We start from the raw sequence: 20,129 nt of genomic DNA, 5'->3' as shown, positions 1-20,129 counted from the left end.
CCACTATTCGCGCAGCGCCCGCCGCAGGATCTTGCCGACCGGCGTCTTCGGCAATTCGGTCCTGAACTCGATGTATCTGGGCCGCTTGTAGCCGGTCAGGTTCTCGCGGCAAAAGGCGGTGATGGCCTCGGCGGTCAGGGCCGGGTCTTTCTTGACGATGAACAGTTTCGGCACTTCGCCCGAATGCTCGTCCGGCACGCCGATCGCCGCCACTTCGAGCACGCCGGGATGCGCCGCCACGACTTCCTCGAGTTCGGTCGGATAGACGTTGAAGCCGGAGACGAGGATCATGTCCTTCTTGCGGTCGACGATCTTGGTGAAGCCGCGATCGTCCATGAAGCCCATGTCGCCAGACTTGAAGAAGCCGTCCTTGGTCATCACCCTGGCGGTCTCGTCCGGCCGGTTCCAGTAACCGGCCATCACCTGCGGTCCCCTGATGCAGATCTCACCGACTTCGCCCAGCGGTACGTTGTTGCCGTCGTCGTCGCGAATGGCGATTTCGGTCGAGGGCAGCGGCAGGCCGATAGTGCCGGTGAACTCGCCGGAGCTGAACTTGTTGGCCGTCGCCACCGGCGAGGTCTCCGAAAGACCGTAGCCTTCGCTGATGGGGCAACCGGTCAGCGCCTTCCAGCGCTCGGCGACACCCTTCTGTACCGCCATGCCGCCGCCAAGCGTCAAGAGCAGCGGCTTGAAGTCGAGCTTGCGAAAGTCCTCATTGTTGAGCAGCGCGTTGAACAGCGTGTTGAGGCCCGGAAAGATATGGATCGGATACTTGCCCATTTCCTTGACGAAGCCGGGAATGTCGCGCGGATTGGGGATCAGTATGTTCTGGCCGCCCATCTGCATGCCCATCAGCGCATTCACCGTCAGCGCGAAGATATGGTAGAGCGGCAGTGCGCAGACGAGGTTGAGATGCGCCGGCTTTGGCTTGACGGTGTAGGCGTCCTGCAGCCACAGCGCATTCTGCGCGACATTGGCCAGCACATTGCTGTGCGAGAGGGTCGCGCCTTTCGAGATTCCGGTGGTGCCGCCGGTATATTGCAGAAAGGCGACATCGCTGGCGGCCACCGTGGCCGGCTTGAAAGCCATGCCGCGGCCAGCCTTGAGGGCCGCGTTGAACTTGACATGGCCAGGCAATGACCAGGCCGGCACCATCTTTTTGACGCGGCGCACGACCAGATTGACGATCGAGCCCTTCAGGCCGCCGAGCAGGTCGCCCATTGCCGCGACGACGACGTGCTTGACCGAAGTCCTGGCGACGACCGCCTGCAGGGTGTTGGCGAAGTTTTCGAGGATGACGATGGCCTGCGCCCCGGAATCCTTGAGTTGATGCTCCAGTTCGCGTGGCGTGTAGAGCGGATTGACGTTCACCACCGTGAAGCCGGCGCGGGCGACCGCCATCATCGCTATGGGATACTGCAGCACGTTCGGCATCATCAGGGCGACACGGGCGCCCTTCTGCAATCCTGTGGACTGCAGGTAGGCACCGAAGGCCGCCGAAGACTGTTCGAGCTGCGCGTAGGTGATGGACTTGCCCATGCACGTGAAAGCCGGCTGGCCCGCGAACTGCTTGCAGGCGCCAACGAGGAAGTCGCCGATGGAACCGTAGGGAAGGGCGCCGATCTCGGCCGGCATGTTCTTGGGATAGCTGTTGAGCCATGGCTTTTGCGGCAGGCCGGCGGCGAGTTCGGTGAGCGCCTTCGGCAGCCGTTGGCTGGCCGCTGTCGCTGGCTTGGAGACCGGTGCAGTCTTCGCCGGTGGCGAACTCTTCGTCGTCGCGGTTTTGCCCGTTCCGGCCTTGCCCGATCCGGGCTTGGTCGCGGGTGCCTTTGTCGGCGCGGCCTTCGACGCCGGCTTCGCGGCGGTCCTGGCAGTGGCCACGGCTTTTACCGCGGGCGCTTTCTTGCCGGCCGCCGACTTCGCGGTCGCGGCCTTGCCTTGCCCGTCGTTGCCGGCGGCTGGTCTAGGCCTCGCCTTGGCCGACGCTTTCACCGGGGCCTTCGATGCTTTTGCCACCCATTCCTCCTCGACAACCCTGGTCGCCTGTTCTCGCTGGGCCCTACCGCGCCGCCCCCAGATTGATGGAGACGTCCCTCCGCTGCCGCCAGCTGTCTATCTATGTATTGCCTCTATCGGCGGCGGTGCAAGTCTTGCCCTAGCGGCAGGATGCCGAAAGATTTGCCGCCGAAAACCTTTCCCGCCGGCCACGGTTGGAACGGCATCTTTCCGCACCGGCGGCGGATGAATACTGGGCGCGGCACCCTTGTCGCCGGACGTCTGATCAATAAAAAAATGCGGTCGTTAATAATATCGTGAATAGAAAAAAGTGCTAATTTTTTTTGCCATTTAGCAAAATTGCGGATTTTTTTCCTGCTTCCCGCGGGGTAAGCAAACGGGGTGTTTCAAACCCGGAAAAACGGTGCTTATATGCGCGCTTCGCGAGCCTGATAGAGGGGCTTGGAAGAACATCAGGGAGTGCTCAATGAAGAAGAAATTGACTTTTGCAGCCGCGTTGCTGGCTGCAAGCGTCCTGGGCGGCGTGGCCAACGCGAAAACTCTGGTCTATTGCGCTGAAGCGTCGCCGGAGGGTTTCGACCCGGCGCCGTATACCGCGGGCCAGACATTCGACGCGTCCTCGCGCACCGTCTTCAACCGCCTTGTCGAATTCGATCACGGCAAGACCTCGGTCTCGCCCGGCCTGGCGGATAGCTGGACCATTTCCGACGACGGCAAGGAATATACTTTCAAGCTGCGCAAGGGCGTCAAGTTCGCGCCCACCGACTACTTCACCCCGACCCGCGACCTGAACGCCGACGACGTGGTGTTCTCTTTCGAGCGCCAGGTCGACAAGAATGGCCCCTGGTTCCAGTACATACCGGGCATCGCCTACCAGTATTACAATGATCAGTTCGGCGACAACATCACCAAGGTCGAGAAGGTCGACGACCTGACGGTGAAGTTCACCCTCAAGGAACCGGCGATCACCTTCATTCCGACGCTGGGCATGGATTTCGCCTCGATCGTCTCGAAGGAATATGCCGACAAGCTGCAAGCCGACAAGACGCCTGAACTGTTCAACCAGAAGCCGGTCGGCACTGGGCCGTTCATCTTCGTCGACTACCAGACCGACGCCGCCATCCGCTACAAGGCCAACCCGGACTATTGGGGCGGCAAGCAGAAGATCGACGATCTGGTCTTCGCCATCACCACCGATCCGGCGGTGCGCGCGCAGAAGCTGAAGGCCGGCGAATGCAACATCATGTCCTATCCGGCACCGGCCGACATTGCCGGCCTGCAGGCTGATGCGAACCTGACGGTCGCGGAGCAGGAAGGCCTCAATGTCGGCGCGCTGATGTACAACACCCAGCAGAAGCCGTTCGACGATGTGCGTGTCCGCAAGGCGCTCAACATGGCCATCAACAAGAAGGCCATCATCGACGCGGTGTTCCAGGGCGCCGGCCAGGTGGCGATCAACCCGATCCCGCCGACCATGTGGTCCTACAACAAGGACGTGAAGGACGACCCGTACGATCCGGACGCGGCCAAGAAGATGCTTGAAGAGGCCGGCGTCAAGGACCTCAAGATGAACGTCTGGGCGATGCCCGTCTCGCGTCCGTACATGCCGAACGCGCGCCGCACCGCCGAGCTGATCCAGGCTGACTTCGCAAAGGTCGGCGTCACCGTCAACATCGTCAGCTACGATTGGGGTGAATACCTCAAGCGCGCTTCCGCGGTCGATCACGACGGCGCCGTCATCGTCGGCTGGACCGGCGACAATGGCGATCCGGACAACTTCCTCGGCGTGCTCCTGAGCTGCGCTTCCGTCGGTTCGAACAACCGCGCGGAATGGTGCAACAAGGACTTCGATGCGCTCATCAACAAAGCCAAGACGGTTTCCGACCAGGCCGAGCGCACCAAGCTCTACGAACAGGCACAGGTCATCTTCAAGGAGCAGGCACCGTGGGCGACGCTCGCCCACTCCAAGGTGTTCATGCCGATGCAGAAGACCGTCTCCGGCTTTGCGATGGATCCGCTCGGTATCCATCGCTTTGACGGCGTCGATATCGCCGAATAAGGATTGCGAAACGGGGCGGCGCCACAAGGCGCCGCCCCACCTCGCCCGCCATGCTGCGTTATATCCTCGGCAAGCTCGCCCTCATCATCCCGACCTTCATCGGGATAACCATCCTCGCTTTCGGCTTCGTGCGCATCCTGCCCGGTGATCCGGTGCTGGTGCTTGCGGGCGAACGTGGCCTGTCGCCCGAACGCCATACGGCGCTGATGCACCAGTTCGGGTTCGACCTGCCGATCTGGCAACAGTATCTGACCTATCTGACCAATATCCTCGGCGGCGATTTCGGCACCTCGTTTTCAACCAAGACGCCGGTGCTCAAGGATTTCCTGGTGCGGTTCCCGGCCACGGTCGAACTCGCCATCTTCGCCATGATCTTCGCCGTCATCTTCGGTGTCGCCTTCGGCATTTTCGCCGCCATCCGCCGCGGCTCCTGGTTCGACCAGCTGACCATGGGCACCGCGCTCGCCGGCTATTCCATGCCAATCTTCTGGTGGGGGCTGCTGCTGATCATCGTGTTTTCCGGCACGCTGCACTGGACGCCGGTCTCGGGCCGCATCGACCTTCTCTATTTCTTCAAGCCGGTGACCGGCTTCATGACCATCGATTCCCTCATCTCGGGCCAGAAGGGCGCCTTCCGCTCGGCGGTGTCGCACCTCATCTTGCCCACCATCGTGCTCGGCACCATTCCGCTGGCGGTCATCGCCAGGCAGACCCGCTCGGCCATGCTCGAAGTGCTGGGAGAGGATTATGTGCGCACCGCGCGCGCCAAGGGCCTGGCGCCGCGGCGCGTCATCGGCCTGCATGCCTTCCGCAACGCGCTGATCCCGGTCGTCACCACGATCGGCCTGCAGGTCGGCACGCTGTTGACCGGCGCCATCCTGACCGAGAGCATCTTTTCGTGGCCGGGCATCGGCAAGTGGATGATTGATGCCATTTCCAAGCGCGACTATTTCACCGTGCAGGGCGGGTTGCTTTTGATCGCGCTGATCGTCATGTCGGTGAACCTTATCGTCGACGTGCTCTATGCCGTCATCAACCCGCGCATCCGGGCGAATTGACATGACCAATGAAGGCCCAGCCACCATCGAAGCCGCAACCGTCGTCAAGCCGCAGGATGCGCGGCTGCAGATGTTCGCCGAATTCTGGCACTATTTCTCGATCAACAAGGGCGCGGTGATCGGCCTCTTCGTCTTCGCCCTGCTGATCCTGATCGCCATCTTCGCGCCGTTGCTCGCCCCGCATTCGCCTGATGACCAGTTCCGTGACTTCTTCCTGACGCCGCCGGCCTGGCAGGCGGGCGGCAACGCACAGTTCCTGCTCGGCACCGACGCCGTCGGCCGCGATATGCTTTCGCGCCTGATTTACGGCTCGCGATTCTCGCTCGCCATCGGCTTCGTCGTCGTCACCACGGCACTGATCTCCGGCGTCATCCTCGGCCTGCTCGCCGGCTACTGCCGTGGCTGGGTCGACACGCTGATCATGCGCATCATGGACATCATCCTGGCTTTCCCGTCGCTGCTGCTGGCCCTGGTGCTGGTCGCGGTGCTCGGCCCAGGCCTCGTCAATGCCATGATCGCCATCGCCTTCGTGCTGCAGCCGCACTTCGCCCGGCTCACCCGCGCCGCCGTGATGGCGGAGAAGACCCGCGAATATGTAGTCTCGGCCAAGGTCGCCGGGGCCAGCCATCTCAGGCTGATGCTGGTCACCATCCTGCCCAACTGCATCGCCCCGCTGATCGTGCAGGCGACGCTGTCCTTCTCCAACGCCATCCTCGAGGCGGCCGCCCTCGGCTTCCTCGGCATGGGGGCGCAGCCGCCGACGCCGGAATGGGGCACCATGCTTGCCGAAGCGCGCGAGTTCATCCTGCGCGCCTGGTGGGTGGTGACCTTCCCGGGCCTTGCCATCCTCATCACCGTCTTTGCCATCAACCTGATCGGCGACGGCCTGCGCGACGCGCTCGACCCCAAGTTGAAGAGGTCGTGAGCATGTCCCTGCTCGAGATCAAGAACCTCACCGTTTCCTTCGACACCGCCGCCGGACCGTTCATGGCCGTGCAAGGCATCGACCTTTCGGTCGAGCCGCGCGAGGTGCTGGCGATCGTCGGCGAGTCCGGCTCCGGCAAGTCGGTTTCGATGCTGGCGGTGATGGGGCTGTTGCCCAACACCGCGACGGTCAAGGCCGACCGTATGGCTTTCGATGGTGTCGACCTGTTGAAGCTCAGCCCGTCCGAACGCCGCAAGATCGTCGGCAAGGACATCTCGATGATCTTCCAGGAGCCGATCGCCAGCCTCAATCCATGCTTCACCGTCGGCTTCCAGATCGAGGAAGTGTTGCGCTTTCACATGGGCATGGATCGCGCCCAGCGCCGGGCGCGCGCCATCGAGCTGATGAAGCTGGTCGGCATTGCCGATCCGGAAGAACGGCTGAGCTCTTTTCCGCACCAGATGTCGGGCGGCCAGTGCCAGCGCGTCATGATCGCGATTGCCATCGCCTGCAATCCGAAGCTCTTGATCGCCGACGAGCCGACGACCGCGCTCGACGTCACCATCCAGAAGCAGATCCTCGATCTCCTGGTCTCGCTGCAGGCCAAATACGGCATGGGCCTGATCATGATCACCCACAATATGGGCGTGGTGGCCGAGACCGCCGATCGTGTCATCGTCCAGTACAAGGGCCGCAAGATGGAAGAGGCCGACGTGCTGTCGCTGTTTGAATCGCCGAAAAGCAATTACACGCGCGCGCTTCTGTCGGCGCTGCCGGAAAACGCCGTCGGCGACCGGCTGCCGACTGTGTCCGACATGCTGTTCGAGCCTGCCCCTTCGGCAGCGGGAGCCTCGGCATGAGCACCACCGTCCTTGAAGGCAAGAACATCGTTCGCGACTACCATATCGGCGGCGGCCTGTTCTCCGGGCCGCGCACCGTGCATGCCGTCAAGGGCGTCTCCTTCACGGTGGACAAGGGCAAGACGCTGGCCATCGTCGGCGAAAGCGGCTGCGGCAAGTCCACGCTCGCCCGCATCATCACCTTGATCGATCCCGCGACGTCGGGCGAGCTCTTCATCGACGGCAACAAGGTCGATATCGCCAAAGGCGGATTGACGAAGGAGATGCGCCGCAAGGTGCAGATCGTCTTCCAGAACCCTTACGGATCGCTCAATCCGCGCCAGAAGATCGGCGATGTGCTGGGCGAGCCGCTGCTCATCAACACCGACAAGCCAGCCGCCGAACGGCGTGACCTCGCCATGAAGATGCTGAAGAAGGTCGGCCTCGGTCACGAGCACTATAACCGCTACCCGCACATGTTCTCGGGCGGCCAGCGCCAGCGCATCGCCATTGCCCGTGCGCTGATGCTCAACCCAAGCCTGCTGGTGCTCGACGAGCCGGTTTCGGCGCTCGATCTCTCGGTGCAGGCGCAGGTGCTCAACCTGCTCGCCGACCTGCAGGACGAATTCCAGCTGACCTATGTCTTCATCAGCCACGATTTGTCGGTGGTGCGCTACATCGCCGACGACGTGATGGTGATGTATTTCGGCGAGGCGGTCGAATACGGCCCGCGCGACGAGGTCTTCGCCGACCCCAAGCACAGCTACACCAGGACGCTGTTCGCCGCGACACCGCGCGCCGACGTGGCGAGCATCAAGGCGAGGCTGGCGAAGAAGAAGGCCGCCTAAGGTCGCAAGCCATGCAAATGGCCGACGTCAGCGCCGCCCCTCATTGTCCTGCCGGACATTTCTCCCCGTATAGTGACCGGGAGAAAAACGCTCTCACGGCCGGTTTCGCCACCACCAAGATTGCGAGCAGGGTGCCGAGGGTGCGGCCAGCCTCTTCTCCCCGTCACTATACGGGGAGAAGGTGCCGGCAGGCGGATGAGGGGCAGCGCGACGGCCCGGATCGATCGGTGCGATTGCCGCGAGCCTGACTCATTACGACAGCTTGGCGATGATGGCGCGCAAAGCCTCGCCGAATTTTTGCACCTCCTCGATCGTATTGTAGTGCACCAGCGAGGCGCGGATGGCGCCGCTGTCCATCGACAGGTTGAGGCGCTTCATCAGCCGCGGCGCGTACATGTGGCCGTCGCGGATGCCGATCTGCATCTCGGCCATTTCCTCGACGATCCGCTGCGGCGACAGCTTGCCGATATTGAAGCAGAAGGTCGGCACGCGCTCGTTGATGCGCGCCTCGTCGGCGACCCCGTAGATGGTCGCGCCGCAATCCTTCAGTACGCCCATCATCTCGCGCGCCAGCACCAGCTCATAATCGCGGATAGCGCCCATGCCGGCGACGATGTTTTCGCGTCGCGAGCGGTTGTTGGAGGGCGCCAGATTGCGGCCGATCAGTTCCAGATACTGCACGGCGGCATCCATGCCCGACACGTTCTCGTAGATGAAGGTGCCCGCCTCAACCTTGTATGGCGGCTCGTCCGGAATGAAATCCTCGCGGAAGGTCGGCAGCCGCTTCAGCGTCTCGAAGCGGCCCCACAGGAAGCCCATATGCGGCGAGAAATTCTTGTATCCGGAGCAGACGAGATAGTCGCAGCCCCAGGCCTGCACGTCGATCAGCCCATGCGGCCCGTAATGAACGCAGTCGAGGAACACTTCGGCGCCGGCGGCGTGGGCGATTTGCGCCACCGACGCGACATCGACGATCGAACCGATCGAGTGCGCCGTCACCGTGCAGGCGACCAGCCGAGTGCGGTCCGAAACCAGCGGCTTGAGATCGTCGACATGCAGATTGCCATCCTCACGCATGCGCCACCACTTGAATTTGGCGCCGGCCGATTCCAGCGCCAGCCAGGTGGCGATGTTGGCGTCGTGGTCCATGTCGGTGATGACGATCTCGTCGCGTTCTCCAAGCATCTGGCCGATGCCGAGGCTGACCAGGCGGATGAAGGAGGTGGCGTTCATGCCGAAGCAGATTTCCGCCGGGCTGTAAGCATTGATCAACAGTGCGACGCTTGTCCGCGCATCGGCGACCGACTGGTCGACGGTGACGCTGCGGCCATAGCGGCCGCCGCGCTGCACATTGTGCGAGACCAGGTGGTTGGTCACCGCGTCGAGCACGCTTTGCGGAATCTGCGCCCCGGCGGCGTTGTCCATGAAGATGAAATCGCCAGCCCGCTGCAGGGCGGGAAACATGGCGCGGATGGTGTCGACGGGAAAGCCGCCGGTGGCCTGGGGATTGCTCAAGGATATCTCCTGCGAAGTGCTTGCGGGGTGGTGAGTGGTCAGCGGGTCTTCTCGGTCTTGAAGCGGGCTTCAAGCAGGCTGACGAGACGAACCATCGGCCAAAGGAAGATGAGATAGACCAGCGCCGCGCCGATCAGCGGCGAGGGATTGGCGTAGAGCGACTGTGCATTGGTCGCTTCCTTGAGCAATTCCGGCAGCGCCACGGTGGAGGCCAGCGACGTGTCCTTGAACATCGAGACGCAGTTGCTGGTCATCGGCGGGATGATGACGCGCACCGCCTGCGGCAGCACCACCTTGCGCAAGGTCAAAAGAAACGGCAGGCCAAGCGCCTGCGCCGCCTCGAACTGGCCGCGCGGAATGCTCTCTATGCCGGAGCGGAACACTTCGGCCGAATAGGCCGACATGATGATGGCGAACGCGGTCACCGCCGACGCCCAGGACGACAGGCGTATGCCGAGGAAAGGCAGCGCGTAATAGATCAGGATCAGCACGACGAGGACCGGCAAGGCGCGGAAAATGTCGGTGTAACCGACCGCCAGCCAGCGCAGCGGCTTCGGCGCATAGAGCCGCAACAGGCTGATCACCAGGCCGATGGGAATGCCGATGCCGATGCTGAGCAGACCGAGCAGCAGCGTGTTCAGGAAGCCGCGCAGCAACGCCGGCAGGCTCGACGCGATGACGTCGGCGTTGAAGAAAGTGTCGATCAGCGACATCGAGGCATTCCCGAACGGTGTTGCGTCATCTGACGTCAGAGCCCGACCCGGAACATCAAGATCGGCTGTGCCGAACGGATGCTGGTCCCGGGAAAGTCATGCGTGAAAAACGGGACGTGCCGACCCCTTTGGGGCCGGCACGCATTCCGTCTGGCCGCCGCTCAGGCCTTGGGCATAGGCATTTCCTTGACGGTCGAGGAATCGGCAGGGGCGTCGCTGCCGAACCACTTCTTGTGGATCGCGGCCAACGTGCCGTCCTTCTTCATCGCCGTCAGCGCGTCGTTGAGTTTGCCGAGCAGCGGATGATCCTTGGTCATCATCAGGCCGTACTGCTCGCCGGTCTTGATGCGCTGCTTGACCTTCAGGTCCTTCATCTTGGTGAAGGAATATTCCATGCCGGGAATGTCGCTGACGGCGGCGTCGACACGGCCGGCGCTGAGGTCGAGCAAAAGGTTCTGCTGCGTGTCATAGCCCTTCACATCGCTGAAGCCGTCGGCTTCCTGATGCGCCTTGACCCAGGTCTCGCCGGTCGAGCCCGAGAGCACGCCGACGATCTTGCCCTTGAGGTCCGCCTCGGCGTTGACCGCGCTGTCGGTCTTGGTCGCGATACCCATGTCGGAATCATAATAGGGCTGGGTGAACGACTGCGACTTCAGCCGCTCCGGCGTGATCGTGATCGAGGAGATGGCGACGTCGATGCGCTTCGAAGTGGTCGCGGCGAACAGTGCCTGAAAGCCGAGATCGGCGATGTCGGTGGTCATGCCGGCGCGCTTGGCCGCCTCGTTGACGATGTCGACTTCGAAACCCTCGAACGTGCCGCTCTCGTTCTTGTATTCAAAGGGCGGATTGGTCGGGTAGGCGCCGACATTGAGCACATCGGCGGCATAGGCGGTTGCCGGTCCGGCCGCGATGCCGATTGCCGCGGCGACAAGGATGAGATTGCGACGGTTGAGCTTCATTGGTGGTCCCTCTGGGGTGTTCCCTCTGGTTGTTGATCGGGCGGGCTGGCCCGCACGGTTCTTGCCGTCCCGCCTCCCAGCGGGGCGTCAATTCATGATGGCGGCCATGCGCTCGAGCGCAGCCGCGATTTTGTCGCGGTCGCATACGCATTCACGCGCGAAAGGTTGGCGATGGTCTCGGTACGCAGGTCGTGGAGCTGAGCGCGCGCACCATCGAAAGCGTAGCGCGCGCTGGACGATGATTGGGGCTGCACAAACGACAAGGACTGAAACCCCTCCCACCCGGAGCACCATGATGACTGCCCGTAAAGCCCTCCAGGCCGACAGTCGCCATCCATCCTGAATGCTTATCCAAAGCGCGGCGCTTTTCAAGGCAAAAGTTTTAAGCTTAAAAAGTTTCCTGGCTTGATCGCTTGTGCAACCCGGCGCTAGCGCGGGTCCTCCCGCGCCAGTTCGGCCCGGGCGGCGGCATAATTGGCCGCGGCGCCCGCACCCAGGTACATCGTGTCGCTGGCCAGGACGAAGAAGCTGACGCCGATTGCCGCCCATTGGCCGATGGCCTGCGGGCTGGCGCAGAATATGCCGGAGGTCTTGTCGTGCGCGATCGCCACGCCGATGATCCTGCGGATCGCGTCCGTGAGCTTGTCGGCGCCCTTCGGTCCGATCGCATCGATCGACACGGAGAGATCGCCGGGGCCGACGAAGATCACGTCGACGCCGTCGACATCAGCGATCGCCTCGATGTTGGCCAATCCCTCTGAAGTCTCGACCTGGACCGCCACGACGATCCGGTCATTGGCGCCGGCCAGATATTCGGGAATGCGATAGCCATAACCGGCCGCGCGGCCGGGTCCGACGCCGCGCTCGCCCCGTGGCGGATAGCGGGATGCTTTCACGGCCATTGCCGCCTGTGCGGATGTCGAGACGCGTGGCACCAGCACGCCTTGCGCGCCGCTGTCCAGCGCCGCCTGGATGGCTTCGGGCGCTTGGCCGGGAACGCGCACCATCGCCGGCACGCGGTGGACATCGGCGGCGCGCACCATGGTCTCGATGATGTCGCGTGAGATCTGGGCATGCTCCCAGTCGATGCAGAGGAAGTCGAGGCCGGACAGCGCCATCACTTCAACCGCGACGGGGTGAGGAATGGCAGCGAAGGAGCCGACGAGGTTGGCCTTGCCGATGCAATTCTGGCGGAACTCGCTCATGCCTAGTCCTTTTCTCATCCCGCCAAACTCATATCGGCAAACAGGCGCAGGGCGAAGCTATTTCATCCTTGAAATATTTTCGCGGAGCCGTAGCGTGCGATCTTCGCCGGGAGGTCGCGACATGAACAAAGCACATCCGCTGCACGGCTCCAACAAGCTGAAGCTTGGCGTTTTCTCGACCAACGCCGATGGCGGCCTTGCCATATCGGATGTGCCGGAACGCTGGACGGCGAGCTGGCAGGACAATCTAACGGCCGCCCGGATCGCCGATCGCGCCGGGCTGGAGTTCATGTTGCCGATCGCGCGCTGGCGTGGCTTTGGCGGCCGCAACAAGGTGCGCGAGCGGTCCTTCGAGACCTTCACCTGGGCGGCGGCACTCAGCATGGCCACCGACCGGATCGGCCTGTTCATGACCGTGCACGTGCCGCTGGTGCATCCGCTCTATGCCGCCAAGGCGCTGGCGACGGTCGATCACATCAGCAAAGGCCGGGCCGGCCTGAACATCGTCTGCGGCTGGAACCCGAAGGAATTCGGCATGTTCGGCACGCCGCTGGTCGAGAAGGGCTACGACCAGGCGGCCGAATGGATCGAGATCCTCGAGAAGCTCTATGCATCGGCGGAGCCGCTGGACTACGAAGGCACCTATTATCACCTCAAGGAGGCGGTCAGCCGGCCGGCCAGCCTGCAAGTTCCGCGCCCCGTGACCATGAACGCCGCTTTCGGCGGCCCCGGCCGCGATTTCGCCGCGGCCCATTGCGACTACCTGTTCACGACCTTTTCCGAGATGGCCGATGCCGGCAAGCATGTCGCCGACATCAGCGAGCGAGCCGACAAGGTTGGCCGGCAGGTCGGCGTCTACACCGTGGCCCATGTCGTCTGCCGTCCGACCATGGAAGAGGCGCAGGCCTATTACAACAGATATGCCGTCGATCTGGCCGATCACGAGGCGGTCGATGCGCACATGGCGGGCAAGAAGGAATTCTCGCAGTCGCACGACCCGCATGCCTATGACCGCTACCGGCAGCGTTTCGCCGGCGGTGCCGGCACCTATCCGCTGGTTGGAACGCCGCAGACGATTGCCGCCGAAATGGCCGCCATTGCGGAGCACGGCTATCAAGGCATCGCCCTGTCCTTCGTCAACTACACGCAGGAGCTGCCCTATTTCTGCGATCACGTGCTGCCGCTGCTGAGGCAGGCTGGCCTTCGCGGGTAGCAGCGATGCCAAGGGGATGATCGGTGGCCTAGCCAGGATTTCAACGTCGTCATCCCTGGGCGGAGCAGGAGCGAAGCTCCGTCGCGGAGACCTGGGATCCATGCCGCGATCTTAGCCACGGAGTGCGGCGGAGCAGAATTCCGGACCGCTGCAACGCTTTGATTTCACGGCATGGATCCTGGGGTCTGCGCCGCGTCGCTGCGCTCCTTGCTTCGCCCCAGGATGACGAAGCGATGGGCGTTTATTCCGGAATAACGGCGGTCGCCTGGATCTCCACCTTGGCGCGGTCCTCGACCAGCGCCACCACCTGCATGGCGGCCATCGCTGGAAAATGCCGGCCGATCACCTCGCGATAGGCCTCGCCGATCCCCTTGAGGTTGCCGAGATATTCGGCCTTGTCGGTAAAATACCAGGTCATCGAGGTGATGTGCCGTGGCTCCGCGCCGGCCTCGGCCAGCACCGCGACGATGTTCTGAAGCGTCTGCCGCACCTGGCCGGCGAAATCGTCGGTCTCGAACTGGCATTGCCCGTTCCAGCCGACCTGTCCGCCGACGAAGACGAGCCTGCCGCGCGCGGCCACGCCATTGGCGTAGCCGACCGGTTTTGCCCAGCCTTCCGGCTGCAGGATCTCGTGCATGTCGTCTCTCCGCCTGTCCAATATCGGGTCCGCAATATCCGTCTCGAAAACATTTCAGTCCGTGGTCACGACCTGTTCAGGCCGCGCCCATTACTTGCCGTGCGATCACAACCTTCTGCACGTCCGATGCGCCCTCGTAGATTCGCAGCGCGCGGATCTCGCGATACAGGCTCTCGACGATATGGCCCTTGCGGACACCATCGCCGCCATGCAGCTGCACCGCTTTGTCGATCACCTCCTGCGCCTTGTCGGTGGCGAACAGTTTGGCCATCGCCGCCTCGCGCGTCACCCGCGCAGCGCACATGTCCTTGGTCCAGGCGGCGCGATAGACCAGAAGCGCCGCGGCATCGACGTCGAGCGCCATGTCGGCGACATGGCCCTGCACCATCTGCAACTCGGCCATCGGCGCGCCGAACAATTTGCGTTCGGCCACCCGCTTGATGCTTTCATCGAGCGCGCGGCGGGCAAAGCCGAGTGCCGCCGCGCCGACGGTCGAGCGGAACACGTCGAGCACCGACATGGCGATGCGGAAACCGTCGCCAGGCTTGCCGATCAGGGCCGAGGCGGGCAACCGCACCCCGTCGAAAGACAAGCGCGCCAGTGGATGCGGCGCGATCACTTCCAGGCGTTCGGCGATACCGAGCCCCTTTGCATCGCCCGGCACCAGGAAGGCAGAGAGGCCCTTGGCTCCGGGCGCCTCGCCGGTGCGGGCGAAGACGACATAGATGTCCGCAATGCCGCCATTCGATATCCAGGTTTTTTCGCCCGTGAGAACATAGCTATCGCCGTCACGGGTCGCCGCCATCTCCATGTTGGCGACATCAGATCCCGAACGCGGTTCCGATAGGGCGAAGGCTGAGATCGCCTTGCCGGCGCGTGTCTTCGCAAGCCATTGCTGCTGCTCCGGCGTCCCGAACAGGCTGAGCGCGCCGGTGCCGAGACCTTGCATGGCGAAAGCGAAGTCGGCGAGGCCATCGTGGCGGGCCAGCGTCTCGCGCGTGATGCACAGGGCGCGCACGTCGAGTGGTGCCGGATTGCGGGTGTCGAGCGCCGTCGGATTCAGCCAGCCATCCCTGCCGAGCTTCGCCACCAACTCGCGGCAGGCGGCGTCGACGTCGTGGTGGTCAACCGGCAGGTTTTTCGCGCACCAGGCGTCCAGGTGCTCGGCCAGTTGGCGATGGTGGTCTTCGAAGAAGGGCCAGTTGAGGAAGGAGCGGTCAGGCATGGATATCTCCCGTTACGCCTCGTTCCGTCACACCCCCCTCTGGCCTGCCGGCCATCTCCCCCGCAACGGGGGAGATTAGCGGTTTCACCGATGCCGCCCCTTCCTCAGAGCTGGTGATTGGCGAAAGCCAGAGTGACATCTGATCTCCCCCCTTGCGGGGGAGATGGTCGGCAGGCCAGAGGGGGGTGCCTAGGCAACAAGCCATCCTCAATTCCCCTCGAACACCGGCTTTTCCTTGGCCACGAAAGCCCGATACGCCCGTTCGAAATCGCGCGTCTGCATGCAGATCGCCTGCGCCTGTGCTTCCGCCTCGATCGCCTGGTCGAGGCCCATTGACCATTCCTGGTTGAGCTGCGTCTTGGTGATGCCGTGGGCGAAGGTCGGGCCGGAGACGATGCGGGCGGCCATGTCGAGCGCGTCGGCCTCAAGTACGTCTGCCGCTACCAGCCTGTTATAGAACCCCCAGCGCTCGCCTTCCGTCGCTGTCATGGTTCGGCCGGTGTAGAGCAGTTCGGCGGCGCGGCCCTGGCCGATGATGCGCGGCAGGATCGCGCAGGCGCCCATGTCGCAGCCGGCAAGGCCGACCCGGGTGAACAGAAACGCCGTCTTGGCTTCCGGCGTGGCGATGCGGATATCCGAACTCATGGCGATGATGGCGCCGGCGCCGACCGCCACGCCGTCGACCGCGGCGATGATCGGCTTGCCGCAATTCAGCATCGCCTTGACGAAATCGCCGGTCATGCGGGTGAAGGCCAAGAGCTGCTTCATGTCCATCTTGACCAGTGGGCCGATGATGTCGTGAACATCGCCGCCGGAGCAGAAATTGCCGCCATTGGAAAGGAACACCACGGCGTCGACGTCGTCGGCATAGACAAGGTCGCGGAACGTGTCGCGCAGCTCGGCATAGCTGTCGAAGGTCAGCGGGTTCTTGCGCTCCGGTCCGTCGAGCCGGACCTTGGCGATCCTGCCCTCGACCTCCCACAGGAAATGCTTCGGCTTGAGGCCGGCCATTGCGGTCATTCGCGTCCCTCCCAGTTGCTGCGGAACGAGGTCAGCATGCCGGTCAGCCGGCGCGCATCCTCCTCGCTGACCTTGCCCAGCAATTCGCCGATCCAGCCCTCATGCGCGGCGGCGATGATGGCAAAGGACTTCGTACCTTCCTCGGTCAGCCGAACCATCGAGGTGCGGCGGTCGCCATTGCGGCGCGCGCGCGCCACCAGCCCTTCCGAAACCAGCCGGTCGACAATACCGGTGACATTGCCGTTGGACACCAGCAGGAAGCGCGACAGGTCGCTCATCAGCATGCCCTCCGGCGCGCGGTAAAGTGCTGCCATGACGTCGAAACGCGGCAACGTCGTGTCGAATTCCTTCTTCAGGCGCTCGCGCAGTTCGGCCTCGATCGTGCGCGACGCGCGCAGCAGCCTGATCCACAGGCGCAGCCGGTCCTTGCCGGGTCCCGATGGCAGGGGCAGGGGGCCGGCTACCATGTTTCACCTCCCGAGATCGAAATCGCCTGTCCGGTGATCGATTGCGCCGCGTTGCCACACAGCCAAAGCACGGCTTCGGCAATTTCCCGGGGCTGGATGAAACGGCCTTGCGGATTGGTCGAGGCAAGACTGGCCCGCGCCTGTTCTGCCGAGCGGCCGGTCTTTTCGACGATGCGCTGGATGGACTCCTCCAGCATGTCGGTCTCGACGAAGCCTGGGCACACGGCGTTGACGGTGACACCGGATTTCGCCGTCTCGGCGGCCAGCGCCCGCATCAGGCCGACGACGCCATGCTTGGCCGCGACGTAGGGCGCGACATAGGCGTAGCCCTTCAGACCTGCCGTGGAGGCGATGAACACGATGCGGCCTGCCTTGCGCGCGGCCATGCCGGCCAGCGCCGGTTTCACCGTCAGGAAGGCGCCGGTCAGATTGACGTCGAGCGTCCGCTGCCAGTCGGCCAGCGGGATCTTGTGCGCTGGCGTGCTGCCGGCCATGCCGGCATTGGCAATGACGATATCGAACGGCCCGCGCGCGGCTTCAGCCTGCGCGTAGAGCGCCGCCGTTTCGGTCTCGCTCGTGACATCGGCGGTAATGCCGAAGATGCGGCCGCTTTGGCCCGCGACCTTTGCGAGCTCCGTTTCCCGCCGGCCGCAGATGGTCACGTCAACGCCGGCGCCGGCCAGTGCCAGCGCGATTGCCCGGCCGACGCCGGAGCCGCCGCCGGTGACCAGTGCGTGCTTGCCCGCGATCATGTGGCAATCCTCGAAGGTCGGCGCTGCCTCTTGCGCCAGATCGAAGCCATGACATGCACAGACATTCTGGGACTGGCGATTGGCCCGATGCTTGGTTGCCAGGTGGTTCCCCCAATCCGTCGTTGCTTCGCAACGCCACCTTTCCCTCCTCCGGAGGGAAAGGAAGGGAGCCTCATGAGACGAGCATCGGCGGCAGAGGGGTCGCACCGTTCCTCTCCCCCGTCGATCGGGGGAGAGGTGGATCGGCGAAGCCGAGACGGAGTGGGGGTCGACCAGCGCAGTGCAAGACCATGCATGCGCGACGCCCCCCTGCATGCTGCGGGAAGGTGCCGGCAGGCGGATGAGGGGCAGCGTGGCGAACGAAAAATACTCATACTTTCAGCCCCGCCGCCGCATCGCGCTCGGCCAGCCGGTAGATCTGGTCGCGCCCGGGCAGATAGGGATCAGGCCATTTGACGCCGCGGTCGCCGAGCGACACCGCCGCATGCAGCGTCCAGTAGGGATCGGCGAGATGCGGCCGTGCCAGCGCCACCAGATCGGCGCGGCCGGCCATCAGGATCGAATTGACATGGTCCGGCTCGTAGATGTTGCCGACCGCCATCGTCGCCATGCCGACTTCGTTGCGGATGCGGTCGGAAAACGGCGTCTGGAACATGCGGCCATAGACCGGCTTTGCCAGCACCGAAGTTTGTCCTGCCGAGACGTCGCAAATGTCGACGCCGGCCTCATGCAACAGCCGCGCGATCTCGACCGCGTCGGCGGGTGTCACGCCTTCGATGCCGACCCAGTCATTGGCAGAAATACGCATCGAGATCGGCTTGTGCGCCGGCCAGGCGGCGCGCACCGCGTGGAAAACCTCGAGGGGATAGCGCATGCGGTTTTCCAGCGAACCGCCATAGGCGTCCGTGCGGCGGTTGGTGACCGGCGTGATGAAGGACGACAGGAGATAGCCATGGGCGGCGTGGATCTCCAACATGTCGAAGCCGCAGCGATCGGCCATCTGCGCCGAAGCCACGAACTCGTCGCGCACTCTGTCCATGTCGGCGCGGTCCATCGCCTTCGGCACCTGATTCTGCGGCGACCACGCCACGGCGGATGCCGCCATGACTGGCCAGTTGCCTGATGCCAGCGGTACGTCTGTTCCTTCCCAGCCGAGCCGGGTCGAACCCTTGGCGCCGGAATGGCCGATCTGCGCGCAGATCTTCGCTTCGGTCTCGGTATGGACGAAGCCGACCAGCCGTTTCCAAGCCGCCTCATGTTCAGGCGCGTAGAAGCCCGGGCAGCCGGGCGTGATGCGCCCTTCCGGACTGACGCAAGTCATCTCGATATAGATGAGCCCGGCGCCGCCCTTGGCACGCTCGGCATAGTGGGTGAAATGCCAGTCCGTCGGGCACCCGTCGACAGCCTTGTACTGCGCCATCGGCGAGACAACGACGCGGTTTAGCAGCCGCATGTCGCGCAGCTTGAACGGCGCGAACATCGGCGCCCGGCGCAGCCTGTTGCCACCGGCACCCGCCTGGCGCTGGAACCATTCTTCGGCGCCGCCCAGCCATTCGGCATCGCGCAGCCGCAGATTCTCGTGGCTGATGCGTTGCGAGCGGGTCAAAAGCGAATAGTTGAACTGCACCGGATCGAGGCCGAGATAGCGCTCGACCTCCTCGAACCATTCCAGCGAATTGCGCGCCGCCGACTGCAGCTTCAGCACCTCGGTGCGGCGGGCGTCCTCATATTTACGGAAGGCGGCCTCGAGGTCCGGTTCGGTCTCGACATAATCGGCCAGCGCCACCGCGCTTTCCAGCGCCAGTTTGGTGCCGGAGCCGATCGAGAAATGCGCCGAGGCCGCCGCGTCGCCCATCAGCGCCAGATTCTTGTAGGACCAGCGCTCGCACAGCACGCGCGGGAAGTTGATCCAGGCCGAGCCACGGATGTGGTTGGCATTGGTCATCAGCGCGTGGCCGCCAAGATGCTTGGCAAAGATGCGCTCGCACACCGCGATGGACTCCTGCTGAGACATCGCGCCGAAGCCGAAGGCGGCCCAGGTCTGTTCGCTGCATTCGACGATGAAGGTCGCGGTCTCGCTGTCGAACTGGTAGGCGTGCGCCCACACCCAGCCATGCTCGGTCTTCTCGAAGATGAAGGTGAAGGCGTCGTCGAATTTCTGGTTGGTACCGAGCCAGACGAACTTGCATTTGCGTGTGTCGATGTCGGGCTTGAAGATATCGACGAACGTGTTGCGCGCCCTGGAATTCAGTCCGTCGGCGGCGACGACCAGGTCATGCGTCTCCATGTAGGGGCGGGGATCGGCGATGTCGGTTTCGAACATCAGCTTGACGCCGAGTTCGCGCGCGCGGCGCTGCAAGAGGACCAGCAGCCGCTTGCGGCCGATGCCGCAGAAGCCGTGGCCCGACGAGACCGTGCGCACGCCGTCATGGATGACGGCGATGTCGTCCCAATAGGCAAAATGCTTCTTGATCCAGACGGCGCTGACCGGATCATTCTCAGCAAGATTGTCGAGCGTCTCGGCCGACAGGACCACGCCCCAGCCGAACGTGTCGTCGGCGCGGTTGCGCTCGAAAACCGTCACGTCGTGCGCGGCGTCCCTCAGCTTCATCGAAATGGCAAAGTAGAGGCCGGCTGGTCCGCCGCCGAGAACCGCAACCTTCATTTGTGCGATCTCC

At 63.7% G+C, this 20,129-nt stretch carries 17 protein-coding genes; 6 read left to right on the top strand and 11 right to left on the bottom strand.

Features of this window, described 5'->3' with window-relative positions; all coding sequences use genetic code 11:
* Positions 1-3 precede the first annotated feature (3 nt).
* Positions 4-2,016 (bottom strand): long-chain-fatty-acid--CoA ligase, encoded by a 2,013-nt coding sequence (locus tag FJW04_RS11330; RefSeq protein WP_140714155.1) that lies wholly within the window; start codon positions 2,014-2,016, stop codon positions 4-6.
* 466 nt (positions 2,017-2,482) lie between these two features.
* Here FJW04_RS11330 and FJW04_RS11325 point away from each other — a divergent pair, with 466 nt between their 5' ends.
* The 5 genes from FJW04_RS11325 to FJW04_RS11305 all read left to right on the top strand — a co-directional run bounded on the left by FJW04_RS11325 (position 2,483) and on the right by FJW04_RS11305 (position 7,745).
* Positions 2,483-4,075, top strand: coding sequence for an ABC transporter substrate-binding protein (locus FJW04_RS11325; protein WP_015314102.1), 1,593 nt, complete (start codon positions 2,483-2,485; stop codon positions 4,073-4,075).
* A gap of 50 nt (positions 4,076-4,125) precedes the next feature.
* Complete coding sequence (locus tag FJW04_RS11320) at positions 4,126-5,133, top strand: ABC transporter permease subunit (RefSeq protein ID WP_015314101.1); 1,008 nt, start codon at positions 4,126-4,128, stop codon at positions 5,131-5,133.
* Between the two features lie 70 nt (positions 5,134-5,203).
* Positions 5,204-6,058 carry an ABC transporter permease subunit gene (locus FJW04_RS11315; protein ID WP_174361976.1) on the top strand — a complete coding sequence of 285 codons (855 nt, stop codon included), beginning with the start codon at positions 5,204-5,206 and terminating at the stop codon, positions 6,056-6,058.
* Positions 6,059-6,060: 2 nt separating this feature from the next.
* The gene (locus FJW04_RS11310; RefSeq protein WP_015314099.1) at positions 6,061-6,918 is read left to right on the top strand and encodes an ABC transporter ATP-binding protein; all 858 of its coding nucleotides are present in this window, start codon (positions 6,061-6,063) and stop codon (positions 6,916-6,918) included.
* Positions 6,915-7,745: a dipeptide ABC transporter ATP-binding protein gene (locus FJW04_RS11305; RefSeq protein ID WP_140714153.1), complete on the top strand. Its 831-nt coding sequence runs from the start codon at positions 6,915-6,917 to the stop codon at positions 7,743-7,745. Before FJW04_RS11310 ends, FJW04_RS11305 begins: the two co-directional genes overlap by 4 nt.
* 252 nt (positions 7,746-7,997) lie before the next feature.
* Here FJW04_RS11305 and FJW04_RS11300 read toward each other — a convergent pair whose 3' ends face one another.
* The 4 genes from FJW04_RS11300 to FJW04_RS11285 form a co-directional block, all read right to left on the bottom strand.
* Positions 7,998-9,260, bottom strand: a complete 1,263-nt coding sequence (locus FJW04_RS11300) for a cysteine desulfurase-like protein (RefSeq protein WP_181172921.1) — start codon at positions 9,258-9,260, stop codon at positions 7,998-8,000.
* Positions 9,261-9,298: 38 nt separating this feature from the next.
* Positions 9,299-9,973 (bottom strand): amino acid ABC transporter permease, encoded by a 675-nt coding sequence (locus FJW04_RS11295; RefSeq protein WP_140714149.1) that lies wholly within the window; start codon positions 9,971-9,973, stop codon positions 9,299-9,301.
* 161 nt (positions 9,974-10,134) lie between these two features.
* Positions 10,135-10,932 (bottom strand): ABC transporter substrate-binding protein, encoded by a 798-nt coding sequence (locus FJW04_RS11290; protein ID WP_015314095.1) that lies wholly within the window; start codon positions 10,930-10,932, stop codon positions 10,135-10,137.
* A gap of 428 nt (positions 10,933-11,360) precedes the next feature.
* Positions 11,361-12,137: an HpcH/HpaI aldolase/citrate lyase family protein gene (locus tag FJW04_RS11285; protein WP_140714147.1), complete on the bottom strand. Its 777-nt coding sequence runs from the start codon at positions 12,135-12,137 to the stop codon at positions 11,361-11,363.
* A 121-nt stretch (positions 12,138-12,258) separates the two neighbouring features.
* Between FJW04_RS11285 and FJW04_RS11280 the strand changes: the two genes are divergently transcribed.
* Positions 12,259-13,350: an LLM class flavin-dependent oxidoreductase gene (locus FJW04_RS11280; RefSeq protein WP_140714145.1), complete on the top strand. Its 1,092-nt coding sequence runs from the start codon at positions 12,259-12,261 to the stop codon at positions 13,348-13,350.
* Positions 13,351-13,591: 241 nt separating this feature from the next.
* Here the strand turns inward: FJW04_RS11280 and FJW04_RS11275 are convergent, their stop codons facing one another.
* The 6 genes from FJW04_RS11275 to FJW04_RS11245 all read right to left on the bottom strand — a co-directional run bounded on the left by FJW04_RS11275 (position 13,592) and on the right by FJW04_RS11245 (position 20,116).
* Positions 13,592-13,987, bottom strand: coding sequence for a RidA family protein (locus tag FJW04_RS11275; protein ID WP_135916832.1), 396 nt, complete (start codon positions 13,985-13,987; stop codon positions 13,592-13,594).
* Between the two features lie 76 nt (positions 13,988-14,063).
* A complete protein-coding gene (locus FJW04_RS11270) occupies positions 14,064-15,212 on the bottom strand; it encodes an acyl-CoA dehydrogenase family protein (protein WP_140714143.1) in 1,149 nt (382 codons plus the stop codon).
* Between the two features lie 207 nt (positions 15,213-15,419).
* Positions 15,420-16,232: an enoyl-CoA hydratase family protein gene (locus FJW04_RS11260; protein WP_140714139.1), complete on the bottom strand. Its 813-nt coding sequence runs from the start codon at positions 16,230-16,232 to the stop codon at positions 15,420-15,422.
* Positions 16,229-16,699, bottom strand: a complete 471-nt coding sequence (locus FJW04_RS11255; protein WP_015314089.1) for a MarR family transcriptional regulator — start codon at positions 16,697-16,699, stop codon at positions 16,229-16,231. The genes FJW04_RS11260 and FJW04_RS11255 overlap by 4 nt, the downstream gene beginning before the upstream one ends.
* Positions 16,693-17,451, bottom strand: a complete 759-nt coding sequence (locus FJW04_RS11250) for an SDR family NAD(P)-dependent oxidoreductase (RefSeq protein WP_140714137.1) — start codon at positions 17,449-17,451, stop codon at positions 16,693-16,695. Before FJW04_RS11250 ends, FJW04_RS11255 begins: the two co-directional genes overlap by 7 nt.
* A gap of 370 nt (positions 17,452-17,821) precedes the next feature.
* Positions 17,822-20,116, bottom strand: coding sequence for a bifunctional salicylyl-CoA 5-hydroxylase/oxidoreductase (locus FJW04_RS11245; protein ID WP_140714135.1), 2,295 nt, complete (start codon positions 20,114-20,116; stop codon positions 17,822-17,824).
* Between the last annotated feature and the right edge of the window lie 13 nt (positions 20,117-20,129).

Origin of the sequence: Mesorhizobium sp. B2-7-3, from assembly GCF_006440715.1 — a bacterium.
GTDB classification, from domain to species: domain Bacteria; phylum Pseudomonadota; class Alphaproteobacteria; order Rhizobiales; family Rhizobiaceae; genus Mesorhizobium; species Mesorhizobium australicum.
This window is presented reverse-complemented; position numbering and strand designations above follow the sequence as displayed.

Bases quoted from the DNA above. Each gene is read 5' to 3' on its own strand.
- FJW04_RS11280 (WP_140714145.1), top strand. From the start codon at position 12,259: ATGAACAAAGCACATCCGCTGCACGGCTCCAACAAGCTGAAGCTTGGC.
- FJW04_RS11305 (WP_140714153.1), top strand. From the start codon at position 6,915: ATGAGCACCACCGTCCTTGAAGGCAAGAACATCGTTCGCGACTACCAT.
- FJW04_RS11285 (WP_140714147.1), bottom strand. From the start codon at position 12,137: ATGAGCGAGTTCCGCCAGAATTGCATCGGCAAGGCCAACCTCGTCGGC.
- FJW04_RS11290 (WP_015314095.1), bottom strand. From the start codon at position 10,932: ATGAAGCTCAACCGTCGCAATCTCATCCTTGTCGCCGCGGCAATCGGC.
- FJW04_RS11275 (WP_135916832.1), bottom strand. From the start codon at position 13,987: ATGCACGAGATCCTGCAGCCGGAAGGCTGGGCAAAACCGGTCGGCTAC.
- FJW04_RS11260 (WP_140714139.1), bottom strand. From the start codon at position 16,232: ATGACCGCAATGGCCGGCCTCAAGCCGAAGCATTTCCTGTGGGAGGTC.
- FJW04_RS11250 (WP_140714137.1), bottom strand. From the start codon at position 17,451: ATGATCGCGGGCAAGCACGCACTGGTCACCGGCGGCGGCTCCGGCGTC.
- FJW04_RS11245 (WP_140714135.1), bottom strand. From the start codon at position 20,116: ATGAAGGTTGCGGTTCTCGGCGGCGGACCAGCCGGCCTCTACTTTGCC.
- FJW04_RS11295 (WP_140714149.1), bottom strand. From the start codon at position 9,973: ATGTCGCTGATCGACACTTTCTTCAACGCCGACGTCATCGCGTCGAGC.
- FJW04_RS11255 (WP_015314089.1), bottom strand. From the start codon at position 16,699: ATGGTAGCCGGCCCCCTGCCCCTGCCATCGGGACCCGGCAAGGACCGG.
- FJW04_RS11315 (WP_174361976.1), top strand. From the start codon at position 5,204: ATGTTCGCCGAATTCTGGCACTATTTCTCGATCAACAAGGGCGCGGTG.
- FJW04_RS11310 (WP_015314099.1), top strand. From the start codon at position 6,061: ATGTCCCTGCTCGAGATCAAGAACCTCACCGTTTCCTTCGACACCGCC.
- FJW04_RS11270 (WP_140714143.1), bottom strand. From the start codon at position 15,212: ATGCCTGACCGCTCCTTCCTCAACTGGCCCTTCTTCGAAGACCACCAT.
- FJW04_RS11325 (WP_015314102.1), top strand. From the start codon at position 2,483: ATGAAGAAGAAATTGACTTTTGCAGCCGCGTTGCTGGCTGCAAGCGTC.
- FJW04_RS11320 (WP_015314101.1), top strand. From the start codon at position 4,126: ATGCTGCGTTATATCCTCGGCAAGCTCGCCCTCATCATCCCGACCTTC.